General features: G+C 71.8%; 15 protein-coding genes and 2 pseudogenes. 10 read left to right on the plus strand and 7 right to left on the minus strand.

The features are described from left to right. Positions 1-24: 24 nt before the first annotated feature. The gene (locus tag ACH4S7_RS20795; protein WP_398522687.1) at positions 25-6,363 is read left to right on the plus strand and encodes an SDR family NAD(P)-dependent oxidoreductase; all 6,339 of its coding nucleotides are present in this window, start codon (positions 25-27) and stop codon (positions 6,361-6,363) included. Positions 6,364-6,540: 177 nt separating this feature from the next. On the opposite strand, the gene ACH4S7_RS20800 is transcribed toward ACH4S7_RS20795, so the two are convergent. From ACH4S7_RS20800 to ACH4S7_RS20825, 6 genes and pseudogenes are all read right to left on the minus strand, one after another. After that, positions 6,541-6,915 (minus strand): hypothetical protein, encoded by a 375-nt coding sequence (locus ACH4S7_RS20800; protein ID WP_398522688.1) that lies wholly within the window; start codon positions 6,913-6,915, stop codon positions 6,541-6,543. 539 nt (positions 6,916-7,454) lie between these two features. Further along, entirely contained in the window at positions 7,455-8,087 is a 633-nt protein-coding gene (locus ACH4S7_RS20805; RefSeq protein ID WP_398522689.1) for a TetR/AcrR family transcriptional regulator C-terminal domain-containing protein, read from the minus strand. A gap of 335 nt (positions 8,088-8,422) precedes the next feature. After that, positions 8,423-9,298 carry an intradiol ring-cleavage dioxygenase gene (locus tag ACH4S7_RS20810; RefSeq protein ID WP_398522805.1) on the minus strand — a complete coding sequence of 292 codons (876 nt, stop codon included), beginning with the start codon at positions 9,296-9,298 and terminating at the stop codon, positions 8,423-8,425. 147 nt (positions 9,299-9,445) lie between these two features. Next, positions 9,446-10,162: pseudogene (locus tag ACH4S7_RS20815) on the minus strand (FAD:protein FMN transferase); the annotation flags it as partial. A gap of 1 nt (position 10,163) precedes the next feature. Continuing rightward, entirely contained in the window at positions 10,164-10,571 is a 408-nt protein-coding gene (locus ACH4S7_RS20820; RefSeq protein WP_398522690.1) for an FMN-binding protein, read from the minus strand. An 87-nt stretch (positions 10,572-10,658) separates the two neighbouring features. Continuing rightward, on the minus strand, positions 10,659-11,996 hold the full coding sequence (locus ACH4S7_RS20825; RefSeq protein WP_398522691.1) for a ferric reductase-like transmembrane domain-containing protein: 1,338 nt from the start codon (positions 11,994-11,996) through the stop codon (positions 10,659-10,661). 154 nt (positions 11,997-12,150) lie between these two features. Here ACH4S7_RS20825 and ACH4S7_RS20830 point away from each other — a divergent pair, with 154 nt between their 5' ends. The 6 genes and pseudogenes from ACH4S7_RS20830 to ACH4S7_RS20855 all read left to right on the plus strand — a co-directional run bounded on the left by ACH4S7_RS20830 (position 12,151) and on the right by ACH4S7_RS20855 (position 16,929). Beyond that, a complete protein-coding gene (locus ACH4S7_RS20830; RefSeq protein WP_398522692.1) occupies positions 12,151-12,840 on the plus strand; it encodes a response regulator transcription factor in 690 nt (229 codons plus the stop codon). Beyond that, positions 12,837-14,348: a sensor histidine kinase gene (locus tag ACH4S7_RS20835; RefSeq protein WP_398522693.1), complete on the plus strand. Its 1,512-nt coding sequence runs from the start codon at positions 12,837-12,839 to the stop codon at positions 14,346-14,348. Before ACH4S7_RS20830 ends, ACH4S7_RS20835 begins: the two co-directional genes overlap by 4 nt. Positions 14,349-14,657: 309 nt before the next feature. Next, a pseudogene (locus ACH4S7_RS20840) lies at positions 14,658-14,750 on the plus strand (FAD-dependent monooxygenase); the annotation flags it as partial. A 3-nt stretch (positions 14,751-14,753) separates the two neighbouring features. Beyond that, positions 14,754-15,236, plus strand: coding sequence for a hypothetical protein (locus ACH4S7_RS20845; protein WP_398522694.1), 483 nt, complete (start codon positions 14,754-14,756; stop codon positions 15,234-15,236). Positions 15,237-15,428: 192 nt separating this feature from the next. Further along, on the plus strand, positions 15,429-15,686 hold the full coding sequence (locus ACH4S7_RS20850; RefSeq protein WP_398522695.1) for an IPT/TIG domain-containing protein: 258 nt from the start codon (positions 15,429-15,431) through the stop codon (positions 15,684-15,686). Between the two features lie 361 nt (positions 15,687-16,047). Continuing rightward, positions 16,048-16,929: a hypothetical protein gene (locus ACH4S7_RS20855; protein WP_398522696.1), complete on the plus strand. Its 882-nt coding sequence runs from the start codon at positions 16,048-16,050 to the stop codon at positions 16,927-16,929. Positions 16,930-17,332: 403 nt separating this feature from the next. Here the strand turns inward: ACH4S7_RS20855 and ACH4S7_RS20860 are convergent, their stop codons facing one another. Next, positions 17,333-18,733, minus strand: coding sequence for a cytochrome P450 (locus ACH4S7_RS20860; protein WP_398522697.1), 1,401 nt, complete (start codon positions 18,731-18,733; stop codon positions 17,333-17,335). Positions 18,734-19,113: 380 nt separating this feature from the next. On the opposite strand from ACH4S7_RS20860, the gene ACH4S7_RS20865 reads away from it, so the two are divergent. Genes ACH4S7_RS20865 through ACH4S7_RS20875 form a run of 3 tightly spaced genes read left to right on the plus strand, consistent with a single transcriptional unit; the run spans position 19,114 to position 25,158 of the window. Then, the gene (locus ACH4S7_RS20865) at positions 19,114-21,819 is read left to right on the plus strand and encodes a phosphoenolpyruvate synthase (protein WP_398522698.1); all 2,706 of its coding nucleotides are present in this window, start codon (positions 19,114-19,116) and stop codon (positions 21,817-21,819) included. Beyond that, positions 21,812-23,524: an AMP-binding protein gene (locus tag ACH4S7_RS20870; protein WP_398522699.1), complete on the plus strand. Its 1,713-nt coding sequence runs from the start codon at positions 21,812-21,814 to the stop codon at positions 23,522-23,524. Before ACH4S7_RS20865 ends, ACH4S7_RS20870 begins: the two co-directional genes overlap by 8 nt. After that, complete coding sequence (locus ACH4S7_RS20875) at positions 23,521-25,158, plus strand: hypothetical protein (protein WP_398522700.1); 1,638 nt, start codon at positions 23,521-23,523, stop codon at positions 25,156-25,158. Before ACH4S7_RS20870 ends, ACH4S7_RS20875 begins: the two co-directional genes overlap by 4 nt. Positions 25,159-25,168 lie beyond the last annotated feature (10 nt).

Raw genomic sequence — 25,168 nt, forward strand, 5'->3', positions numbered from 1 at the left:
CCACACCAGGGAAGTGACCGCCGCGTGTCCGACGCCCCCAAGCTCCGGGAATACCTCAAGCGTTCCATCGCCGAGGCCCGCGACCTCCGCAGACAGCTCCAGGAGCTCCAGGACCGGGCGGACGAACCCATCGCCGTCGTGGGCATGGCGTGCCGCTTCCCGGGTGGGGTCGACTCACCGGACGGCCTGTGGCGCCTGGTGGCGGACGGGACCGACGCCGTGGGGGGCCTGCCCACCGACCGGGGCTGGGACCTTGAACGGCTCTACGACCCCGACCCCGGGGCGGCCGGACACAGCTACACCCGCGAAGGCGGGTTCCTCCATGACGCCGCCTCCTTCGACGCCGGGTTCTTCGGCGTCTCCCACCGCGAGGCGCTGGCGATGGACCCCCAGCAGCGGCTGCTGTTGGAGACGGCCTGGGAGGCGTTCGAACACGCCGGAATCGACCCCACGTCCCGCCGCGGCAGCGACACGGGGGTGTTCGTCGGCGCGAACTCCCACGAGTACGGGCCCCGTCTCGACGCCACCCCCGCCACGGTGGAGGGGTACGTACTGACCGGCGGCGCCCCCAGCGTCATGTCGGGCCGGATCGCGTACACGTTCGGCTTCACCGGGCCCGCGCTGACGGTGGACACGGCGTGCTCGTCGTCGCTGGTGGCGCTGCATCTCGCCGCGCGGTCCCTGCGGAGCGGTGAGTGCTCCCTGGCCCTGGCCAGCGGCGTCACGGTCATGGCGACACCTCGCACCCTCGTGGAGTTCGCGCGGCAGCGGGTGGGCGCGCCCGACGGCCGGTGCAAGGCGTTCTCGGCGGCGGCCGATGGCGCGGGGTGGTCGGAGGGCGTGGGGGTGCTGGTTCTGGAGCGCCTGTCGGCGGCGATACGGAACGGGCATCCGGTCCTCGCGGTCGTCCGGGGTTCGGCGGTGAACCAGGACGGTGCGTCCAACGGGTTGACGGCGCCGAACGGACCCGCGCAGGAGCGGGTGATCCGGCAGGCGCTGGCGAACGCGGGCCTGTCGCCCGCGGATGTGGATGTGGTGGAGGCGCACGGTACCGGGACCCGACTGGGCGATCCGATCGAGGCCGGGGCGCTGCTGGCGACCTACGGCCAGGGACGCGACCCCGGGCATCCGCTCTGGCTCGGCTCGGTGAAGTCGAACATCGGACACGCGCAACACGCGGCGGGCATGGCCGGTGTCATCAAGACGGTGCTGGCCATGCGGCACGGGCTGCTGCCCAGGACCCTGCACGCCGAGGAACCGTCACCGCACATCGACTGGTCGTCGGGGGCGGTGGAGCTGCTCACCGAGGCCCGGGAGTGGGCAGCGGGCGACCGTCCTCGGCGGGCCGGTGTGTCGTCGTTCGGGATCAGCGGGACCAACGCCCACGTCGTCGTGGAGGAGGCACCCGGGCCCCGGAACAGGCCGGAGGGCGCGCCCGAACCGCGGAATGAACCGGCGATCGGCGCGGCGCCCGCCCGCCCGTCCCCCTCCCCCGTGCCCTGGGTCCTCTCCGCCCGCAGCGCGGCGGCGCTGCGCGAGCAGGCGGAGCGACTCGCCGCCCGGCCGGTCCAGGACATCAACGACACCGCCTGGTCCCTGCTGACCACCCGCGCCGAGTTCGACCACCGGGCGGTCGTGGTGGGCGCGAACCACACCGAACTCGTCGCGGGACTCACCCAGGTCGCCGCAGGCTCCGCCGGGGCCGTCACCGGCACCGCGACCGCCCGGGGCGGGCGGCCCGTGTTCGTCTTCCCCGGTCAGGGATCGCAGTGGACCGGCATGGCGGGCGAACTCCTCGCGGAGTCAGCGGCCTTCGCCGGGGCGCTGGCCGCGTGCGACCGGCCGCTGCGCGAACTGACGGGCTGGTCCGTGCTCGACCTGCTGACCGGGGACCCGGACGCGCCGTCGCTGGACCGGGTCGATGTCGTCCAGCCCGCGCTGTTCGCGGTCATGGTGTCCCTGGCGGCGGCCTGGCGCGCCCTGGGAGTGACCCCGGCCGCCGTGATCGGCCACTCCCAGGGGGAGATCGCCGCCGCCTGCGTGGCGGGCGCGCTGTCGCTGCCGGACGCGGCGCGGGTGGTCGTCCTGCGCAGCCGCGCACTGACCGAGCTGACCGAGGTGACCGGGCTCGGCGGCATGATGGCCGTGTCGCTGACCCCGGCCGGCGTCGAGGAACGGCTCGTGCCGTACGGCGACGTGCTCTCCGTCGCCGCGGTCAACGGCCCGCGGTCCGTCGTGGTGTCCGGCACCCTCTCCGCACTGGACGACCTGCGCACCGAGCTGACCGGCGCGGGCGTACGCACGCGCCGCATTCCCGTGGACTACGCCTCACACTCGGCGCACGTCGCCCCGATCCGCGGGCGTCTGCTCACCGAGCTGTCCGGCCTCACCCCCCGGCCCGCCACCACGCCCCTGTGGTCGACGGTGACCGGGGAGTGGTTGGACACCAGCCGGATGGACGCCGCCTACTGGTACGAGAACCTGCGGCGCACCGTACGCTTCGCCGAGGGCACCACCGCCCTCCTCGCCGCCGGGCACAGCGCCTTCGCCGAGGTGAGCCCGCACCCCGTACTGACCGGCGCCGTCGCCGAGACCGCCGAGGACCACGGCGCCGGCCACACCGCTGTCGTGGGATCACTCCAGCGGGACCGGGGCGGCCTGCGCCAGTTGCTCACCCAGGCGGCCGCCCTGTATGTGCACGGCGTACGGGTCGACTGGACCGCCCTGTTCGAACGCCCCCGCCCGGTGGCCCCGCTGCCCACCTACGCCTTCCAGCGCTCCCGCTACTGGCTCACCTCGGGCGACCCCATGGGTGACCTCACCACCGCCGGACTCGGTGCGCCGGGCCACCCACTGTTCGGCGCCACCGTCGACCTGCCGGACGGTGGTCTGATCCTCACCGGCCGACTCGCCCTGAGCGGCCACTCCTGGCTCGCCGACCACACCGTGCTGGACACCGTGCTCCTGCCGGGCACCGGACTCGTGGAACTCGTCACCGCCGCGGGCGACCGGGTGGGCTGCGGGCGTATCGAGGACCTCACCCTGACCGCACCACTGCACCTGCCGTCCGCCGGTGCCGTACAGATCCAGGTCGCCGTCGGCCCGGCCGACGAGCACGGCCGACGGGAGGTGTCCGTCCACGCACGACCCGAACCGCGCGAGGGAACGGCACCCGAGTGGACGGCGCACGCGAGCGGCGTGGTCACCACCGCCACCACCGAACCCGCCCCGACCGGACCGTGGCCGCCGGAGAACGCCACCGAAATGAACCTCGACGGAGCGTACGAGCGCCTCGCGGAACTCGGGTACGCCTACGGCCCGCGCTTCCAGGGCCTGCGCAGGGCGTGGCGGCGCGGAGACGACCTCTTCGCCGAGGCCGCCATCGCCGGGGAACACAGCGCCGAGGCAGCCCGGTTCGTTCTGCACCCCGCGCTCTTCGACGCCGCCCTGCACCCCCTGCTGTGCGCGGCCGCCGACGACGGGCCCGGCATCCTGCCGTTCGCGTGGCGCGGCGTCGAGTTCCACGCCGCCGGTGCGACCCGGCTCCGGGTCCGTATCACCCGGACCGGCCCGGACTCCGCCGCCCTCGCCCTCGCCGACGCCGACGGCGCCCCCGTCGCGACGGTGACCACCGTGTCCTGGCGCCGGGCCGCTCCCCCGGTACCGCACGGCGCACCACGCCACCCGGGCGGCCTGTTCGCTCTCGACTGGCGCGAACCCTCCGCCGCGCCCCCCGTGGCCACCATGCCGACTCTGTTCGCCGCCGACGAGTTGACCAGCGCCTTCCCCGACTGCACCGCGCACCCCGATCTGGTCGCGCTGATCCGGTCCCTGGACGCGGGAGAGCCCGCACCCGGTCTCGCCCTCACCCGCCTGCCCCGGGGCGAGGGTGATCCCGTGGCCGCGACGCACACCGCGGTGGTCCGCACGGCCGCGCTGCTGGCCGCGTGGCTCGCCGACGAACGGCTGACCGACACCCCCCTCGCCGTCGTCACCAGCGGCGCCGTCGACGGCACGGACCTGGCCGCGGCCGGCGCATCGGGCGTCGTGCGGGCCGCCATCGCCGAACACCCCGACCGCTTCCGGCTCATCGACGCGGACAGCGCCGAAGGAGTTCGGGCCGCGCTCGCCGTCGACGAACCGCAGACCCGCGTGACGGAGCGCACCGTGCGCGTACCGCGACTGGTCCGCCGGCCCCCGGCCCCCGCCCGGCACACCCCCTTCGACACCGCCGGCACGGTCCTGATCACCGGTGGCACCGGCACTCTCGGCGCCCTCCTCGCACGCCATGTGGCCCGTCACCACGGCGTACGACATCTCCTCCTGGTCAGCAGGTCCGGTCCCACCGCGCCCGGTGCCGACGAGCTGAGAGACGAACTGACCGCACTCGGCACCGAAGCCGCCCTCGTGGCCTGCGATGTCGCGGACCGCTCCGCGCTCGCCGCGCTCCTCGCCGGTGTCCCTGAGGAGCATCCGCTGCGCGCGGTCGTGCACACCGCGGGCGTCCTGGACGACGGCGTCCTCACCGCGTTGACACCGGACCGCTTCGCCGCCGTGCTCCGGTCCAAGGCCGACGCCGCCTGGCACCTGCACGAACTCACCCGCGATCTCGACCTCACGGCGTTCGTCCTCTACTCCTCGGCCGCCGCGACCCTCGGCGGAGCGGGCCAGGCGAACTACGCAGCCGCCAATGCCTTCCTCGATGCCCTCGCGGCCCACCGGGCCCGGCTCGGCCTGCCCGCGACAACCCTCGCGTGGGGACTCTGGGCAGCGGGCAGCGCCATGACGGGGGGACTCACCGACACCGACCGGGAGCGCTTGGCCAGGCTGGGTATGCGCCCCCTCGGCGAAGCCGACGGACTCGCTCTCTTCGACACCGCTGTGCGCGAAGGCACTACCTGGACCCTGCCCGCCCGGCTCGGCCCGCCGACGCACGCCCCTGGAGCCGGCCCACCGCACCTCCTGCGTGCCCTGGTCCACCCCGGTGCGCGCCGGGGCACGCCCGGGCCCGGCCGCCGCGATTCCTCAACGGCCGCACGGCTCGCCGGACTCTCCCCCGCCGCCCGGGCCCGGGCGCTGATCGGCCTGGTGCGCTCCCAGGTCGCCGACGTACTGGGGCACCACGACGCCTCGGCCGTCGAACCCGACCGGCCGTTCACCGAACTCGGCCTCGACTCCCTGACCGCCGTCGAGTTGCGGAACCGCATCAAGCACGTGACCGGTCTGCGCTCCTCGGCCACGCTCGTCTTCGACCACCCCAGCGTGGCCGCGCTCGCCGCCCACCTCGACACCCGATTCAGCGGCTCTCCCGGACGGCCCGAGGCCGGTGCCGCCTCACCGCCCGCGGGCCCCGGCGACGATGCGTCCCCGTATGCCGACGGGTACTCCCGCGCGGGCCACCCGGGCGGCGGACCGGTGCTCCCGCCCGTACCCCTGTCCGTTCGCGGCGACGCGGTACCGCAGGCACGGGCCGACCGCCCGCACCCCCGCTCGGCGACACGCACCACCGAACAGTCCGGCCAGGACGGCCCTCCCTCCGGGCCGCTGCTGACGCTCTTCCGCGAGGCCCTCACGGCCGGCAGGGCGGGCCAGGCGCTGCGGCTGCTCGCCGCCGCGGCGGAGCTGCGCGACACACCTGCCGGGGTGGCCCCCGCCCCCCGCCGGACGCCCTTCGGCGACGGCCCGGCCGGGCCCGCGCTGGTGTGCTTCCCCTCGCTGATCGCTCCCGCGCACGCCTACCAGTACGCCCGGTTCGCCACGGCCTTCCGGGAACGGCGCGGGCTGTCCGTCCTGGCCCCGTCCGGCTACACCTCCGGCGAACCGCTCCCCACCACCCTGCGGGAGTTCATCGGCTCCCAGGTCGCCGCCCTCCACGACGGCCACGACGACCGGCCGGCCGTCCTGGTCGGCCACTCCTCGGGCGGCTGGGTGGCCCAGGCGGTCGCCGAAGCCCTGACCCGGGAGGGGACCCCGCCCGCGGGGGTGATTCTCCTCGACACGTATCTGCCGGACAACCCGGAGCTCGGCGCACTGAAGACAGCGCTGTTCGCGGCTCTGGCCGACATGCCTCGAATCACCGAACTCACCTCGGAGAGTGCCCTGTCCGCCATGGGGCGACACCACGCTCTCTTCCGCGACTGGCGCCCCACCGCGGTGGTTGGGCCGACCTTGCTGGTCAGAGCGTCCGACACCGTCGCCGGGACCGCACCGGGCAGGACCTTTCCCGGTCTGTCCTGGCCTCATCATCATGACGTGATCGACGTACCGGGTGACCACCTGACCATGATGAGCACCTTCGGCCCGGCGACCGGACGTACCGTCGAGTCCTGGCTGTCCACGCAGGTGCTTGAGCGACTGCCATGACCACCGGTCCGACATCGGTCGCGTGGTCGCAGAGGGTCCAAAGGGGGCGTCAGCAGGCCAATAGACCGTTCCTCTCCGTTCCGGAATGAGCGGTTCGACCAGCGGAGGGAGATCGGCTCCGCGCCCGTCCAGCAGGGCGGGCACGGAGTGCGGTGACGCCGTGCGGATCGCCTTCAGTCAGCAGGGCCGGTAGGACGAGATCTTGTCGTTGATCCACCCGGGGAGCGTGGCCCACCACTCGCCGGGACCGATCCTGAACTCAAGACCGCCGTAGTTCCCGTGCTCGTAGAAACACATGCGGAGGTCCGTGCTGTTGCCTATGGAGGAGATGCTGTCCTGCGCCGGACCGCTGAGATTCGCGACCTGCACGGGCGCACCGCTGGGGTACACCGGGATCGAGTAGTTGGGGTTGGCGTAGATGAAGACGCCGGCCAAGGCACGGGCCGGAGCAGCGGTCGCCGGGGGCGCGGTCGTCACAAGCCCGGCCGCGGCCAGGGCTCCCACGGCACCCGCTACGGCCAGACGCTGCCTGGCCTTCCTCAACAGCGACATGGACTTGTCCTTTCCTTGTCGAAGACAAGATGTCGGTCCGCATGGAAAACGGCCCTGAAGGGGACGCCCGACCCGGACGATCCCGGCGCCCAGGGTGCGACCCGCGCCACGGATGGACACCGTTCCCTCGGGCGGGGGCTTTTGTTGGGGCACGGTTGGGCGCCGGCCACGGAGTCGACGCCGTCCGCGCCGGCCGGCCCATCGGTGCCCTCGACCGCGGGCCGGCCGTTCACCGGTCCAGGAAGTGGGCCCGAGGACCGTCCGGGATCTCCGCGAAGCGCCGTATCCGCAGACCCCGCTGCGGAGACGTCCGGCCCGCAAGCGTCCTCATGCACAGCCGCGATGGCAGGGAGGACGATCGCTGATCGCACCGTCGGCCCCGCGGGCGCGTACGGAGGCACCCGCCTCTTCGGCCGCCGGGGGGCGCGGCTTGGACAGGAACGCGAGGCCGATGCGCGGCGATCCATAGGGCGAGGCCGCAGGGGCTGCTCTCGTCGACCCCCCGCCGGAAGGAGGGGACGGCGCGCGCGGGCCGTCGGTCAGGGGGTCCGGCCGGGGCCCAGGATGCGCCGCACGCCGTCCTCGAAACGGGCGGAGAAGGTGTCGTCGGCGAGGGCGGCCCGGGACGCGCGCAAGGCAGGGTAGGGGCCACTCGCCACGGCCTCCCGGAAGCGGGCCCCGTCCATGTCGTCCACGGCCTGTTCCTCCTGGGTGAGGCCGAGGGTGAAGTAGACCAGGGCGTAGAGCGTACGGGCCGACGCCTCCGCCGTTTCCTCGTGCTCCCCGAGGACGGCGAGGAGGGTGTCCGCGAAGCGCAGAGTGTGCGGCTCGGCCGCGTATGTCCCGGTCACCAGGGCGGCACCGTCGCGGTGGGCGAGCAGCGACCGTCGGTACCGGCGCATCAGTTCGGCGGCCCGCTCCCCCGCCCCGGCTGGCAGACCGTCATAGGCGATCGACCCGGCGACGGCATCGGCCATCAGTTCGAGCAGCCGCCTCTTGGTCTTGATGTGCCACAGAACGGTGTTCATCCGGACGCCGAGCCGGTTCGCGACGGCGCGCGTGGTCACGGCCTCCAGCCCTTCTTCGGCCAAGAGGCGCAGGGCCGCGTCCACAACGGCGGCGGGGGTCAACCGGGTAGGGGCCGCCGCACCGGCCGCTCGCTTGTTGGTCATCGACCTACTCTATCGCGGGCGCGGATCTCGCCGTCAGCAACCGGGATTGCCGGCAGGCACCGGTCCAGGTTGTCCACGGTGATCCGCTGGGCAGCGCGCTCCATCCGGGTCAGTGGCAACAGCCCCCGTCGCACCATCCACCGGGCGCCCACGAGCGCGCCCGCCGCCGTCACGACGAGCAGCGCGGCAGTTCCCGTGGTGCGGCCCTACCGGAGCCCGCACTCGTCACCGTGTAGCCGGTGAGGTTAAGCGCCGACTCCAGCAGGGTGCGGATGCTGTCGTCGTCCCCGACGACCAGCAGTCGGTACGGCGGGGAGGCGGCGGGAGGACCGGCGTCACTGGCCCGGGCGGATCGGACCGGGTGGCGGGTTGCCCCGCCGTCCCGGGTTGATGGCGTCCAGGTCGACGGCGGTCTTGATGGATGCCTGGATCGGCCTGGTCGCGTCGGCGCGGTCCCACTCCACCGTGAGCAGGCCGTCTGCGGCCGTGTCACCGGAGTAGAAGGGGTCCGTGCTGTTGATGGTGCGGGGCAGGTCGTTCCGCGTGTACGGCCGCACCCTGCTGACCGCCGCCGTGAGGTCCTCGGGGAAGAAGACCTGTCCGGTGTGTACGGTGACGCCTTGGGCGTACGCCCGGTCCAGGAGGACGCCCCTGGTGTGCACCTTGGCGTGGATGTGCACGGTCCGCCCGGTGTACCAGCCGGGGAAGACGGTGCGGAAGCGTACCCAGCCGTCGCGGCCGGTCATCTGGAAGCCGCGCAGGTAGGTGGTCCTGCTGTCCGGCGGCAGCTTCGGGATCGGGCCGTCGAACACCAACTCGCCCTCGTTCATGGCCTCCGAGGTCTCCTCGTACCCGGAGTAGATGCCGAGCGCGTCACACTGCCAGATGTCGACCGCCGCATCGGGCACCGGCTTGCCGTTCTTCGCGTTCAGTACCTGGATGCGCAACTCCAGCGGTGTGCCGGGCCGGCCCTCGGAGATGTCGACGCGGTGCTTGTCGTAGTCGAGGTAGTAGGGGCCCTCGGTGGTCTCCTTGACCAGGGACAGGTGGTCCGGCGCGGGAGGGGAGCCGGGGGCGGATGAGGGCACGGTGGCCGCCGGCTCCGAGTTGGCGCTGGCGAGGTGGACCCCGCTCAACCCGATGACGGTGGCGCCAGCACCACCCGCGGCGAGGAGGGAACGACGGCTCATATGGGGTCTGTGGTCCGTCATGGCCCGCAAGCCAGTGGCCGTTCCTGGGAGAACGCGGGGAGGTGCGGGCGGTAGGGCGGATTCCGGACTGAGCGGAGGGCGCGTCGGGGAGGCGAGGTCCGCCGTCTGTTCGGCCAGCCAGGCTCCCCCGGATCCTCCGTCCCGGACGGCGACGGGCAATCCGCCGCTCCTCCGAACCCGGCCCTCTCCGTCGACGGCGAAGACCTCGCACCCGTCCCGCCCGGCGGCCCAGGCGATGCCCTCGGCGCCGAGTGCGAACGCGGCGGTCGCCGTCACATCCGCCTCGGTCAACGTACGGGCGACAACCGTCAGACTCAGCAGCCCCGTCGCAGGCGAACCCGTACGCCCGTCGACGATGTGATCTCCCCGCTCATACCGTGCCGAAGTGGCCACCGCCCCGTCGCTGAGCTCCAGGACCACACAGACCTGATCCGCGATCTCGGGATGCCGCACCCCCACCCGCCAGGGTCCTCCGCCGACGATCACATCGCCACCGGCGTTCAGACAGAACTTCCGTACTCCCGCCTCTCGCAGAATCCGTACCGCCCGCTGCACGGACCACCCCTTCACCACCGCGCAGGGATCGAGCCCCCGCCCCGGCAGCCGTATGTTGAAGGCGCCCCCCGTCTCGACCCGGTACCGCTCCGACAGGACCAGCACTTCCAGCAGATCCGCGCTGATGCCGTCCAGCCCGATCTCCCCCCGGTCGAGTCGGCACACCTCGCTGCCCGGTCTGAACGGACTGAACCGCTCGTCCGCCTCCCGCAGCCACCCGAACACCGCGTCCGTGAGTCCTTCGGGCACGTTCTCGTCGTCGATCCGGAGCGAGACGGGGAATCCCATCACCTGCTCGACTCGGTACATGTCAGTTGCCTTTCGCGTCGATCGCGGCCTGGAGGGACTTCATGTAGGCGTCGCTGGTGATGGTCGCCCCGGACACCGTGTCGACATCGGCCCCTTGCACCCGCAGGGTGTCCTCGATGAGCCTCGGCACCGCGGCGTGGGTCTGCGGATGGTCCGGCTGCCGGAGCATCCGTACCGCACTGATCGTTTCGCCCTCGAAGACGACCTCGACCTGCACGGGACCCTTCTCCGTGTCGATCGTGGGCCCGGTGAGGACGACCTCGCCGGCGCGGGAGGCCCCCGTAGCCGGGGAGGGCGCGGGCGGCGGGGCCACCACGACGGTGGAGCCGTTACCGTGGGAGGGGGCGTAGCGCCACACCGGGATCACGCCGATCACGGTCAGGGCAAGGACGGGCAGTACTCGCTTCACAGTCACTTCCTTGTCGCTTCGGTGGCCGCTTCGGTGGCCGCTTCCGTGCCCACCACGGGTGTCGGCCAGGGCCGATTCGTCGCCCCATCAGCCGGCCAGGCTGAACCGTTCGCAATGGATCTGCGACTTGGGTACGCCCAGCTCACGCAGGCCGCGGAGGACCGCGGTGGTCATGCCGGGCGGGCCGCAGACGTAGACGTCCCGGTCGGCGATGTCCGGCACCAGCCCGGCCAGGGCGCGCGGGGTGAGTGGGTCCGGCCTGATCGGGCCGGTGACCAGATGCACCTCGGCGCCACGGGCGAGGGCCAGTTCACGCATCTCCTGGTGGAGGACGGCGTCCTTGTCGCTGCCGACGCGGTAGACGACGACGGCGTGGCCGTGCAGTTCCTCCAGCAGCGCGCGGATCGGGGTGACTCCGACACCGCCGGCGATCAGCACGGCGTCCGGGCGGGTGCGGTGCAGGGTGGTGAAGGCGCCGTAGGGGCCCTCGGCGAAGACCCGGGTGCCTGGCTCGACATGGCGCAGGGCGGCACTGCCGACACCGACGGCCTTGGCGGTCAGCCGGAGCGTACGGCCGTCGGGCGCGGCCGACAGGGAGTACGGGTTGGCCTGCCACCAGCGATCGCGGGTCAGGAACCGCCAGAGGAAGAACTGCCCGGCGCGGGCCGGCAGCCGGTCCAGGTCACGGCCGGTGAGGTAGATGGAGACGACGTTGTCCGACTCGGGCACGACCGCGGTGACCACCAGCCGGTGCCGCCAGTTGCGCCACAGGGGCAACAGCATCCGGCCGACGACCACCGCGCCCAGCGCGCTGCCCCACAGTGCGTACCAGTAGGCCGTGGCGAGGTCGGAGGAGGTGAAGGAGGTACCGGCCGCGACCTGGTGCGTGAAGGCCAGCACCACGGCGAGGTAGGTGTAGAGGTGGATGAAGTGCCAGGTCTCGTACGCCAGTCGGCGCCGGGCGGAGCGGGCCGAGACCACGCCGACCACGAGGATCAGCAGCAACGCGACGACGGCCCGCAGAACACCCTCGACGGTCTTGGCGAGATCGACCATCTGATTGACCGGATCCAGGCCCGTGGGCCGGGCATATCCGAACCCGATGAAGACGGCATGGCCGAGCAGCAGCCACAGCAGGAGAAGGCCGTTCCAGCGGTGCCAGTTGGTGAGCCGGTCCATGCCGATCCGGCGGTCGAGCCAGGGCAGCCGAGCCACCAGAAGCAGTTGGAAGGCCATCAGCAGCGCGGCGTACAGGCCGGTCACCCGGCCCAGCACGATCAGAGCGTTCGAGGCGAAGCCACCCTGGACGAAGAAGGCAGCGACAACAGCCGCGTTCACGACGAGAACGGCGTACAGACCGGTGCGGGCCACCACATTCGGCCGTATGCCCCGGGTGGGGCCGGGACGTGCTTCGACAGTCGTCACGGACGGCAGCTCCTTGGTCGGGAATCGGTGCGCACCTGAGCTTGGCGGGCGGAAGCTGTCGAACCCCTGTCGCCCGGCTAACAAGTGCCTGTCGATCGGCGCCGGATCTTCGTCGGGGTCTGGCGCGAGCGGTGCCGTGCCGCAGTATGGACGGGTGGACAGAGTTCGAGTGCTGGTCGTGGACGACGACCCACCCATCGCCGACCTCGTCGCGACCGTCGCCCGCTACGAGGGCTGGGACGCGATGACGGCGAACACCGGCGATGAAGCGCTGCGGCTCGCGGCCGAGTTCCCTCCGGACATCGTGGTGCTGGACGTGATGCTGCCGGATGTGGACGGCTTCGGGGTGTTGGACCGGCTGCGGAGTTCCGGCACGATGGTGCCGGTGGTCTTCCTCACCGCCCGGGACGGCGTCGCGGACCGGGTGGCGGGGCTGACCCGGGGCGGGGACGACTACCTGGTCAAGCCGTTCGCGGTGGAGGAGCTGATGGCCCGGCTGCGCACCGTGCTGCGGCGCAGCACGGGGCCCGGTTTTCAGCGCTCAGTGCTCCGGGTGGGCGACCTCTGCATGGACGAGGACACCCGCGAAGTGCGCCGAGCGGGCAAGCTCCTCACCCTCACCCCCACCGAGTACGAGGTGCTGCGTTATCTGATGCGCCGATCCCCGACCGTGCTGACCAAGGCTCAGATCCTGGACCATGTATGGGAGTACGGCTTCGGAGGGCGGTCGAACGTCGTGGAACTGGTGGTGAGCAGGCTCCGCCGCAAGCTGGACGAGACCGGTGAGCCGCTGATCCGCACAGTCCGCGGCTTCGGGTACGTCATCCGACGGGCCGACGAGTGAAGCGGGCACTGGGCGGGCTGCGGCACACATACGGCAGGCTGCGTCTGGGCACGCGGCTGGCGCTCGGCCTCGGAGTGCTGTCGCTGATGGTGTTCGCGGTGGTCGGCACCGCGCTGACGACGTACATGCGCGACTATCTGGAACGGCAGCTCAGCGATCGGATGAAGTCGGCTCAGGTGGTCCAGGCGAAGGACGCCATCGAGCACGGCGCGGTCCAACGGGAGACGTATCTGGGCTGGTACCAGGCGGTGTACGACATCTCCGACGGTGAGCCGCGGCTGCGGCAGCCGGCCGCGCTGCCCGAGGACAGTACGGCGTTCGCCTCGATCGCCGAGCGGCTGGCCCACGCGCGGGCCGACGACATCTTCGACACCCGGTCTCTCGGCCAGAAGGGCACCTACCGGCTGCGGGCCTGCGAGGTGAAGCCCGGGGTGGTACTGGTGACGGCGGCGCCGACCACCGACATCGAGAGCACCGTCACCCGGCTGATCACGGTCCAGGTGATCGCCTTCGCACTGGCACTGTTGGCCCTGGTGGTGTTCGGTCTGCGAACGCTGCGGCGCGGACTGAAGCCGCTCAGCGACATGGCGCACACCGCGCACCGCATCACCTCGCACGATCTGACCGAGTCGGCGGCCCGGCTGCCCCTGCGCGCCGACCCCCGGGGCGGCGGGCCGGAGATGGAGGAACTGCGCACCGCGTTCAACACCATGCTGGAGCACATCGACGACTCGCTGGCGGTGCGCGCGGAGGCCGAGCAGCGGCTGCGCCGGTTCGTCGCGGACGCCTCGCACGAACTGCGCACCCCGCTGATGTCGGTACGCGGCTACGCGGATCTGTTCCAGTACGCGGCGGCGAACGCACCGGAGGAACGCGACAAGCATCTGTCCCGGCTACGCGCGGAGGCGGCCCGGATGGGCTTCCTCCTGGACGATCTGCTGCTCCTCGCCCGACTGGACGCGTCCGAGGCGGAGATCCCACTGCGGCTGGTGGAGACGGACTTGGTGGAGTTGGTGCACCAGGCCGCGGACGCATTCCGGGCGAGCCACCCCGGCCATCCGCTGCGGATGACGGCCGTACCGGCCGCCGTGTGCCCGGCGGCGGACGCACAACGCCTGCGCCAGGTACTGGACAATCTGCTGGCCAACGCGGCCGTGCACACCCCACCGGGCACCGAGGTGTCGGTCTCCGTCGCGATGACGGGCGTCGAGGCCCTGTTGACGGTGGCCGACACCGGCCCCGGCATCCCGCCCGCCGACCGCGCACGCGTCTTCGACCGCTTCTACCGCGTGGACAAGGCCCGCACCCGGAACCGCGGTGGCAGCGGCCTGGGCCTGTCGGTCGCGGACTCCCTGATCCGCGCCCACGGCGGCACCATCGAATTGACGAGCAGCCCCGGCCGGACGGTGTTCACGCTCCGACTGCCGCTGCGACGCGGTACACAGCCCACCGGGCCGCTGGTCGGCGGCGTGAGTGGGGTGAGAGAGCAGACCGACGGGTCCGTGTGACTCCCCGGCTGGGGGTCGGCTCCTTCGCCCCGCCCTCGTCATGACCTCTCGGTGAAGAGGTGCACCCCGGGCTCGGCAGGGCTTCGGCGAGCCCGTCGGGAGGGGGCGCGCCCTGGCGGAGATCTCTCTGCGGTCGAAGCGTCTCCGGACCCGCGATCGGGTGAGCGCGGAGCCGTCCAGGGGAGGTGGGGCGGGCAGCTCCCTCACACGCATCGGCCTGGCCGGTTTAGACCCCCCACATTGCACCTTGGTCACTGACCTAGTTTACTGCACCATCACTTCTAGGTCACCGACCTAGACGCGTTCAACCTGGGATGGAAGCTGGCCGCCACCGTCAACGGGTGGGCCTCGGACGGTCTGCTGGACACCTACCACACCGACCGGTATCCGATCGGTGAGCAACTGATGGAGCACAGCCGCGCCCAGACCTACCTGTTCCACGGCTTCACTCCCGAAGGGCTCGCACTGCGCTCCCTGCTCAGCCGCATGACCCCGGAGTCGAAGGAGTTCAGCGACGTACTGGCCGGGCGCCTCACCGGGCTCGACGTCACCTACCCCGCCACCGACCCGAACGCGCACCCCCTGACCGGCGTTCGCGCGCCCGCCCTCGCCTTCACCACCACGGGCACCGACCTGTTCGCGCTGTTGCGGGCGGACGCGTACCTGCTGCTCGACCTGACACGCCAAGGCGTACTCACCGACCGCGGAGAGGACCGGATCACCGTACGGGGCGGGGCACTCGACCACGTCCCGGACGGCTGGGAGGGCGTGCGCGCCGCCCTGATCCGGCCGGACGGACATGTCGCCTGGGCCCGAACGGAACAGGACGACGTGAAGCTGGCAGCGCTGGTGGACGTTGCCCTCACCACCGCACTGGGCCGCCGTTAGCGACCTCCCCGGTGGCAGGCGGACGCCGAGGGGACCACGGCCCGTCCGCGGAGACCCCTGGCCCTCGCACTTCCGCCTCCCGCACCCGTACACCCGGGGGCCGTTGCCTCAACTCGCCGAGCCGCTGGTTGGCAGGACAAGACTGACGAGATCAAGATGTGACGCCCGGTCACGAGCCCCATCCGAGGCTGCATGGGTGGGCCCCGGTGCGCGCTCATCACCTTCGCCGCCCCCGCCCCCGCGCCCGTGGTCGTGACCGCGGTCGGGCCGAACAAGGGAGGGGCCGGTACTCCGGTGACCATCGACGGCTCGGGATTCGTCGTCGACGGAACCACCGTGCACTTCGGGGAGACCACCGCGGAGCACGTCGGCGTCGCGTCCCCGACCTCGATCAACACGAGGGCGCCCCACCGCTGCTCGACGACCCGAGAACCGTGGACGTCACGGTGACGGTCGGCGTGGCGACCTCGCACACCGGTCCGGCCGATGAGTTCACCTACCCGGACTGAGAGCGCGTCGTGAACTTGTCAGCCGGGCGGGGCGCGGTCTTGTGCGGCCCGGCCCGGTTTTCCCGCCCACCGATCGGTGTGATCCGAACCGAGACCCCGGTGACCCCGACGCGGTGATTCGCCGGAGGTGGGGAGAGGAGTTGTCCGGCGCCTGCTGGGCCTCGGGCACCTGGCTCCGGTGCGTACCGGAGGCCCCTCGCGTCCCGCCCCCACGAGGGGTGTTCGCACCGTGTCGCGGGAGATGCGCCGGTGCTACCGTCGATGCCGGGTAACGCCAACCTCACCGTTTCTCAGGAGTCACTGTGATAAAGCGCTGGTTATTGTTGCTCTCCGCCGCCGTGATCGGCATGTCCATGATGATCGCTCCGGCCCAGGCGGCTCCGGACGGGGCGCCACCCCCCGCCCCCCTCTCCGCCGCCGCGGGGGCCGGTCAGGCCAGGGTGGCCAGTAATCCCGCCGGGTGCGAGACCTGGGCCGAGTGGGTGGGCGGTGGCAGCACGCTGTACTTCGGCCGGGGCAACGCGCGTTGTCAGAGCGGTCGTTACGACGTCAAGAACGTCTGCCGCAGTATGCAGAGCGGCGGCGCCTATGTGACCTACGGTGGTTCGCCGAGGTACGCGCCCGGCGTGGCCACCGTCGTGTGCGGCAGCGGGCATCAGGCGGAGTCCGTCCATGTCGTGGCGGACGTGGCCACGAACGAGACCACCGGTTGTGTCACCTGGGGCGAGTGGGTGAGCGGGGGCGGTTCGATGTACTGGGGCCGGGGCGCCGTCCAGTGCGACACCGGCCGCTACCAGGCCAAGAACGTCTGCCGCAACATGCAGAGCGACGCCGCCTATGTGACCTACGGCGGCGGCTGGTCGAACCCCCGCCAGACGAACATCGCCTCGTGCGGCAGCGGCCACCGCGCCGAGAGTGTTCATGCGGTACCTGAGCTGACGGCCCCGGGCATCAACGGCTGTGTCTTCTGGCGGGAGATGGTCTCCGAGGGCGGCCACCTCTACTACGGACGGGGCGCGGTGCAGTGCGACACCGGCCGCTACCGAGCCGTCAACAGCTGCCACAACGTCGTGACCGGCGCCCGTTACACCACCGGTGGATACATCTCCAACGCGCCCGCCGCGTCCTACGCCCTCTGTAATCGGGGGGACCGCGCGGAGCGGGTGGATTTCTCCCCCGCGTGACCGTGACCGGATGAGGCTCCGGGCACCCCGGAGAGCAGTGGTGCGGCGCCGCCCGCCCGGACCGGCCGGCGGCGGCCGCGGAACAACCGCGACCGTCGCGACGTGGAAGCCCTGGCCCATGGACAGCCTTGCCGCCTCGGCCGTCGAACTCCTCGACGGCCTGGTGGAAGTGCCTGCTGCCTGCTGGGGCTCCTCGCGGTGGCGGCTGTCGGTCACCCTTCTCGGCTCTGATGGTGACGCTGCCGACTTCCGCTGGCCGCATTTCCCTCTCGGCCTTGGCAACCGGGCGGATCGAGGGTGGACCTTGCCTCCGCGTACTCTGCCTTCGCCGTTGTCCGCTGCATGAACATCATCAGACCGGCAATCGGAGAAGTGGTGAGCGGAACAGCCGCCTCCCCGCGGATCACCGCTCCGGCGGGGCCGGATGCACGGGGCACGCCGACTCCTGGGCCGATGGCCCCCGCCGCATGGGACGTTCACGGGCCACCGCGACGGCGTTCCTGCCCGGGATGAGGGAGGCGTGCCACATTCGCTGGGTCTCCGGCGCGAGGTCGGCGGGTGTCAATCGCACCTGCCTGAGCACTTCACGGGTGATGACCTTCATCTCCATCGTGGCGAGTTGGGCGCCGACGCAGTAGCGGCGGCCACCGCCGAACGGCAGGAACGACCGCTGTGCCGGTCTGGCGTTCTCGCCGAGGAAACGCTCCGGACGGAACTCCTCGGGGTCCGGATACACCGCGCTGTCCTGGAGGATGAGCGAGAACATCGGGATGGCCACCCAGCCGGCCGGGATCTCGTACGCGCCGAGCCGCAACGGCCTGTCCAACAGGCGCCCCATGCCGAAGATCACGGGGCGGGAGCGCAGCGCCTCCTTGACGACCGCGTCGAGGTAGGCATCCCCCTCGCCCTGTTCCAGTTCGTCCTGTAGTCGGCCGAGTGCCTCCGGGTTGCGCATCAGCCGCTCGAAGGTCCAGGACAGGCCGGTCGCCGTGGTCTCCAGGCCGGCCTCCAGCAGGGTGAGCAGTTCGTCGCGGATCTCCTGGTCGGTCATCGGGTGACCCTGATCGTCCCGTGCCCGGAGCAACCGTCCCAGTACGTCGGTGGCTTCGTCGTCCTCCTCGTCCCTGCGCCGGGTGATCTCGGCGAACAGGACGTCGTCGACCGCGTTGGCGGCCCGCATGGCGCGGGTCGTCGGCAGGAACGGCAGGCGCATCGCCAGCGGTGACGTCTCCGCCCAGGTACGCATCCGGGCGGGTGTCAGGAACAGGGCCGGGGAGCCACTGGCCCTGGACAGGCCCAGGAGCGCGGCCCGCAGCCGGGCTCCCTGCCCGGCGTCCCGGACCCCGAAGACCAGCCGCACGGTGACTTCCAGCGTGATGGCCTGCATGTGCTCACGCAGCGCGAACGGCCTGCCGAGCGGCCAGGTCCTGATGTTCGCAGCGGCGATCTCCGCGATCATCTCGGGGTAACCCGCGATGGACCGCCCGTGCAGGGCGGGGTTGAGCAGCTTGCGATGGCGCCACCACTCCTCGCCGTCGTTCGTGAGCAGCGAGTGCCGCCCCACCCACGGCACATATCCCGCGCGCAGTGCTCCGGCGCGGCTGCCGCCGTCGCCGTCGGTGCGGTAGATCTCCGCGGCCAGCTCCGCGGTGGAGACCACCACCTGGGGCGGGAATCCGAGCAATTTCATACGGAACACCGGACCGTGGCGCCGCCGCAGAGTCTCGAAGTAACGGACCGGATCCCGCATGTGCAGGGTCTGTAGGAAGGCGGGCTGCCGCGATCCGGGGGGAAGGGGATGCATCGCTCTTCTCCTTTCTCCGGCATCTGCCCGGTTCACCGTCCGCGGGAGCGACGGCCATGGGGCCGACGCACTGCGGATCCGCCGACTGCCGGGGAGAGCAAAGGGGGTAGAACAGGAAGCGGGGCGGTACCTTACGGGGATCCTAGGTGCGGACCGGCCGTCCGCCGATTCCCGGGTCACGGGTCGTTAGGGATATCCCTAGACGAAGAGCGGGGCTCGTGGCAGTCGTTCGACGACCAGGCTAATCTCTGCGGAATCTTCACTGGAGTACCGTTGTGGCCCAGAGCATTTCACCGGCCACACGGATCGCACTTCAGACCATAGATCCTCGGAGATCATGGGGTCTTATGCGAGCCATAGTCGCCGAAAGTCCTGCAGGTTTGGTTGCCCGAACGGCAGGCGGCAAGGGAAGGAATCTCCACGCACTCTCGGAGAACGGTCTCGACGTTCCCCGGTGGGCGGTGGTGGGTCTCGATGTGTTCCAGGAGTTCTTCGCCGCGCTCGACGAGCCGGGACGCATCGAGGCCCTGCTCGCCGGGACCACCCAGGACACCGCGGCACGCGTCTCCGGGCAGCTAGCTGCACTCGTCGAGTCGGGGACGCTGAACGACCGGGCCGCGTCGGTCGTCGAGGACGCGTACGCGCGGGTGGGGCGCGGTCGGGTCGCGGTCCGTTCCTCCGGCGCCGAGGAAGACGGTTCGCTGCTCTCCTTCGCCGGGCAGTTCGCCACCTACCTGAACATCTCCGGGCTGGACGAGGTCACGGCGCACGTCAAGAAGTGCTGGGCGTCGGTCTTCTCCGAGCGGTCGCTGTGCTACCGGCTGCGTCACGGGCTGCCGCTGCTCGGCGCGGGTATCGCCGTCGTCGTCCAGGACATGGTGGATTCCAGCCGCAGTGGCGTCATATTCACCGCCGACCCGGTGAGCGGCGACCGGCGCCGGTTCGTGGTCAGTTCGGTCTACGGGCTCGGGGAGGGCCTGGTCTCGGGGGCCATCGACGCCGACAACGTGACCCTCGACGCCGCCACGGGCAGGGTGGCCGGGACCATGCTGGGCGACAAGCGGGAGCGCTATCACGCGGACCCGGCGGGTTCCGGATGCCTGGTCAGTGAGGTGCCGCCGGCCGAGCGTGCGAAGCTGTCGCTGGCCCCGAAGGACCTGGCGCGACTGCACCAGGCAGGGACGCGTGTGCACGCGGCCTTCGGCGTTCCGCAGGACATCGAGTGGGCGTTCGCGGGCGATGTCCTGTGGATTCTTCAGACCCGTCCCATCACCGCGCTGCCGGATCACGTCGTGCCGTCGGACGGTGCGTCGGGGCCGGGCGCGGGCGAACTCCGGATCTGGGACAACGCCAATATCGTCGAGAGCTTCTCCGGAATCGTGTCACCGCTGACCTACACCTTCGCGGCCCATGTCTACGGAAAAGTCTACGAGAACTACGCCCGGAGCCTGCGCGTACCTCCGGCCGGTCTGCGCGAGATCGGGGAATGGGCCCCATACATGCTCGGCTGTTTCCACGGCCGGGTGTACTACAACCTGCTCAACTGGTACCGGATGGTGCGCATAGCACCGCTGTACAGACTCAACAGGAAAGTCCTGGAGATCGCTATCGGGGTCGAGGAAGAACTCGACGAGGAAACGGCGGAGACGATCCGTCCGTACACCGTCTCGTCCGCACCACGTGATCGGCTGGCCCGGGCCGGGACGGTAGCCGCGTTCGTCCACCGTTTCCTCACCATGAACCGCTCGGTCGAGCGTTTCATGGCGTATTTCTACTCGGCGTACCAGGAATTCGACAACGTCGACTACGACGCGCTGGAGGGGCAGGAGGTCTACCGGCGTTTCCGTGCCCTGGAGAAGGATCTGTTGGAGAAGTGGGGGCCGATGCAGGCCCTGGACGCGGCGATCCTGTGGTCCATCGGCGGGCTCGCCCTGCTGCACAGGCGCTGGCTGCCCGACGCCCCCGAGTGGCTCACCTGGAGCGCCGCGAGTCCGGGACCGCGTCTTGAGTCCATCGAACCCGCCCGTGCGCTGGCGCGTCTCGCGGCCGCCGTCCGCGCGGACGCGGAACTGGACCGCCTCGTCCGGGAGACCCCGGCCGAGCGCGCCTATGAGGCACTGCGCGAGAGCGGCCACTCCGGATTCCTCGCGGCGGTGGACGCGTACATCGCCGCGTACGGCTACCGCAGCCTGGACGAGTTGAAGCTCGAAGTGCCCGACCTGCGGGAAGACCCCTCGACCCTGTTCGCGATGGTGCGCACCGCGCTGCCCGAGGTGGACACCGCCCCCGACCGGGCGGCGGACGCCTATCTGGACGCCCACCTCCGCGGGCCGCGCCGGCTGGTCTACGACATCGTCCGCCGCAAGGCGCGGAGCTCGCTGTACAACCGGGAGCGGTTGAGGTTCTGCCGCACCCGCGCGTTCGGCTCGGCGAAACGGATGCTGCGGGCGATGGGCCGGGACCTCGCCCGGATGGGGGCGATCGATGACTGGAACGACGTCTTCCTCCTGCACCTCGACGAGGTGCGCGGCGCCTACGAGGGCACGACGGTCCACACCGACCTGCGGAGCCTGGTGGAACTGCGCGGGCGACAGCGGGCCGCGGACGAGCGGTTGTCCGTGCCGTCCCGGTTCATCACGCGTGGGGCTCCCTACTGGCGCGGCAATCTGGAGCGGGCCGGCTTCACGCCGGGGCCGGGGGCGCGCACGGGTGTCCGGGAGCTGCGCGGGACACCGTGCTGCCCCGGGGTGGTGGAGGCTCGTGCCGTGGTCACGGACACGCCCGTGGATGTGAACGGCGGTGTGCTGGTGACCTACCGCACGGATCCGGGCTGGGTCGCCGCACTGCCGTCGGCGTCGGCACTCGTCATCGAACGGGGCAGCCCACTGACGCATGTGGCGATCGTCGCCCGAGAGCTGGGCATTCCGACGGTCGTTCAGGTCAAGGGCGTGATGACGGAGCTGGAGACCGGTATGCGGCTGAGGGTGGACGGAGCGACGGGGTCGGTGACGGTCCTGGCCGACGTGCCGACCGGAACGCCTGGCGCGGCGGGAACCGGGACCGCGAAGGGTGCGGCGGATGAGTGACGAACTGCTCGCCTGGCTGGCGGAGCCCGTCCGGGCCGGCCGGGGCGACGGCGGCCGGGGCATCCACCTGGCGGACGACCGAGGTGGCTGGGTCCTCCACCCGTACCCCGAAATCGCCGCCTCCGCACGGCGGGTGGCCGGTTCGGTGGCCGCCCTGGGGGTGGGACCCGGCGATGTGGTGTGCGTCCTGTTGCCGACCGGTTTCCCCTGTCTGTCCTCGCTCTTCGGCGTCTGGGCCGCGGGGGCGACGGTCTGCCTCGTCCCCCCGCCCGCGTTCGCCGCGCGGGATGCGTACGTGGAGCACGCCGCGGGCATCCTGGGGCAGGCCGGGGCCGCCGTCACGATCACCGCCGAGGGCCTCGCGCCGCTGGCCGCCGCGGCACTGGCCGCGGCCGGAGTGCCCGGCGAGCCGTGGATCTGGCGGGACGACGGAGAGGAGGCCGCCGTCCGTCCCCCCGGCGGTCCGGCCCTGCTCCAGTTCACCTCGGGCTCCAGCAGCAGGCCGCGCGGTGTGCGCGTCACCTGGGCGAACCTGGAGGCCAACATCCGGCTGATCCGGGACCGGCTCGGCTGGCGCGCGGGCGACGCCACGGCGTCCTGGCTGCCGCTCCACCACGACATGGGGCTCATCGGCTGTCTGCTCACGCCCGTGAGCGTCCAGGACGACCTGTGGCTCATGCGTCCCGAGCAGTTCATCCGCGATCCGGCCCGTTGGCTGGGCAGATTCGGCGTCGCCGCGCACACGGCCGCCCCGCCCTTCGCGTTCGCGTACGCGGCCCGGCGGCTCGGCGACCGGCTCGCGGAGCTGGACCTCTCCGCGTGGCGCAACGCCATTGTCGGTGCCGAGCCCATCGACCCCCGGGCGCTGGAGCACTTCGCCGCGCTCGCCGCGCCCGCCGGGTTCACCTCGTCCGTCTACCTCCCGTCGTACGGCCTGGCGGAGGCGACGCTCGCGGTGACGATGCGGTCCCGGGACACTCCCGCGCCGATCGTGCGGGTGGACGGCCGCGATCTGCGGTTCGGTGGCCCCGTCGCCATCGAGGCGGAGCGCGTGTTCGCGGGCGCCGGCCCCCCGGAAGCCGGTGCCGACGGTGCCGACGACGGCTGGGTGATCGGCTGCGGACATCCGGGCGGCGGAGCGGGCGTGGCGATCGTCGACGAGGAGGGGACGCACCTGCCGCCGGGGCACCTCGGCGAGATCGAGGTGACGGGCCCCTCGGTCACCGGTGGCTACCACGCCGGGCGCACCGGCTCCACCCGGTTCGTCGACGGCCGCGTCAGGACCGGGGACGCCGGCTTCCTCCACCGGGGCGAACTGTTCGTGCTCGGCCGGATGGGCGACAGTCTCAAGGCGCACGGGCGCAGCGTCTTCATGGAGGACCTGGAGTCGAGGGTGGTCTCCGCGACCGGGATCGCCCGGGAGAAGTGCGCGGTCGTCGGCTTCGGGGGCACCGGCACGGCGACGGTGACCCTGTTCGCGGAGAAGGCCGCGGGCGCGTGGGTGGCGGAGGCCACCAGAGCGTTGCGCGGGGCCCTCGCGGAGGAGATCGCGATCAGCGTCGTCGTCGGTGGCAGTGGACTGATCAGCAGGACGTCCAGCGGGAAGCCGAAGCGGCGCCAGATGTGGGAACAGCTGCGAACGGGCCGCCTCAGGGACGCGCGTGTCCTCGGGCCGGCCCCCACCACGACCGGGAGTCCCGTGTGATCCTCAGCGAGGAGTACCTGCAGAACCTCTTCGACAAGGCTTTCCCGCAGATCCGTTCGGTGGCCGGCTGCGCCGTGGTGCTGGAGGGTTCGATCGCCGAGGGCTTCGGAAACTCGTCGTCCGACATCGACTTCCTCCTGATCGCCGACGGCGACGCCGAACTGCCGACCATGCCGTCGCTGCTGTTCGTGGACGGGCGGCGGGTCGAGATCAGGGCCCGTTCCGTACGGCAGGTCACGGAGCAGTTCGCCGCGATCACGGCGGTCGGGGCCGGCCGGCCCGCGGAGGATCTGCTGAACCGCTGTCAGCGGCTGCTGGGCAGCTTCCCGCTGCGCGATCCGGAGCTGGTGGGGAGGGTCAAGGGGCTGATGTCCCTGAACGACTTCCGAGCCGCGGTGCGCGACTGGTGGGCGCACGCGGCACGTCAGTCGATCCGGTACGCACTCGCCCTGCGGCGGCTCGGCCAGGAGCGGGAGGCCGCGGCCTGGACCGAGGCCGGACTGTTGCAGGCGGTGAAGGCATGGGCGGCCGATCGGGGGGAGACCTATCTGGAGCCGAAGTGGCTGCCCCTGCAGCTGGACCGGATCGGTGACGATCCGCTGTCCGCCCGGTATCGGCCGCTCGCGTCGCTGGACGTCTCCGGTCTCGGCGCGGCCGAGTACGTCTCCGCGGGCGCCCGGCTGACGGCGGATCTGGGCGTCTCGGGCGCCGCGCCCGGTTCCGGGCGGATCACCGTGGCGAGGGCCGGCGAGGTGACGACGTGGCAGACCGGTGAGCGCGTGCATGTCGTACGCGGTCGGCAGGATGTGTTCGTCCTCGGGGACCGGGCGGCGCGGGTCTGGCGTTCACTCGTCTTCGGTCGGACCCTGGAGCAGGCGCTGGCCGCGGCGGGCGCGGCGGAGGCGGGCCCACTGATCGCCCAGTTCCTGCGGTTCGGCCTGATCCGGGTGGCGTGGCGGGGCGAGGGCCCGATCGTCCCCGGGATGCCGCTGGCCGCCCCCTCGGGCGATGTCACCCCGCCGCCGAGCACTGCGCGGCCCGTTGTCGGCGTGGGCGGAGCGACGGCCGTTGGTGCAGAGGCGGTCGATCTCGTGCCGGTGCCCGCCCGCCGGTTCAGTGCCGCCGCGATGACCCTGGTGTGGTCCAACGTGGTGGTGGAGAACGCCCGCGAGGATCTCATCGGCGCCCTTGACCGCGGTCAGTGGGGGGTCGCCCAGCTCAGTGCCCGGAGGATAGTGCGGTTCGCGCTGCGGGGGCTGCTCAGCGCCTACGCCGTCAATCCGCTGCCGCCGGACTCGGAGGTCGTCCTCCGGCTGTCGCTCCTTCCGGCCGGCCCGGACGTCGACGGGATCCGGGCGCGGGCCGCGCACCTCGAAACCCTCACGATCGGCTCCACCGCCCAGGGCGCCGGGGCGCTGGCGTCGCTGGACGACTTCGTCGCACTGGTCCGCGGTGCCACGGGCGCGGGCGGCTTCCCGTCCTCCTTCGACTCCTCGGACGGATGGCGGCGGACCCTGGAGATCGGCTACGACTGGCTGCGCCTCGGCGCGCATCTCGACGCGGACCTGCCCATCGACGAGGCGAGCGATCTGCTGGCCAACGGAGGGGCGCAACCCCATGCAGCCTCGGCCTGACCACGCTGGA

Source organism: Streptomyces sp. NPDC020965, from assembly GCF_044333555.1.
Classification (GTDB): Bacteria; Actinomycetota; Actinomycetes; order Streptomycetales; family Streptomycetaceae; genus Streptomyces.

What these genes read in the sequence shown, in the direction of transcription:
- ACH4S7_RS20800 (WP_398522688.1), bottom strand. Translation starts at nt 6,915, where the DNA reads ATGTCGCTGTTGAGGAAGGCCAGGCAGCGTCTGGCCGTAGCGGGTGCC.
- ACH4S7_RS20870 (WP_398522699.1), top strand. Translation starts at nt 21,812, where the DNA reads ATGAGTGACGAACTGCTCGCCTGGCTGGCGGAGCCCGTCCGGGCCGGC.
- ACH4S7_RS20810 (WP_398522805.1), bottom strand. Translation starts at nt 9,298, where the DNA reads ATGACGGACCACAGACCCCATATGAGCCGTCGTTCCCTCCTCGCCGCG.
- ACH4S7_RS20850 (WP_398522695.1), top strand. Translation starts at nt 15,429, where the DNA reads ATGGGTGGGCCCCGGTGCGCGCTCATCACCTTCGCCGCCCCCGCCCCC.
- ACH4S7_RS20845 (WP_398522694.1), top strand. Translation starts at nt 14,754, where the DNA reads ATGGAGCACAGCCGCGCCCAGACCTACCTGTTCCACGGCTTCACTCCC.
- ACH4S7_RS20805 (WP_398522689.1), bottom strand. Translation starts at nt 8,087, where the DNA reads ATGACCAACAAGCGAGCGGCCGGTGCGGCGGCCCCTACCCGGTTGACC.
- ACH4S7_RS20860 (WP_398522697.1), bottom strand. Translation starts at nt 18,733, where the DNA reads ATGCATCCCCTTCCCCCCGGATCGCGGCAGCCCGCCTTCCTACAGACC.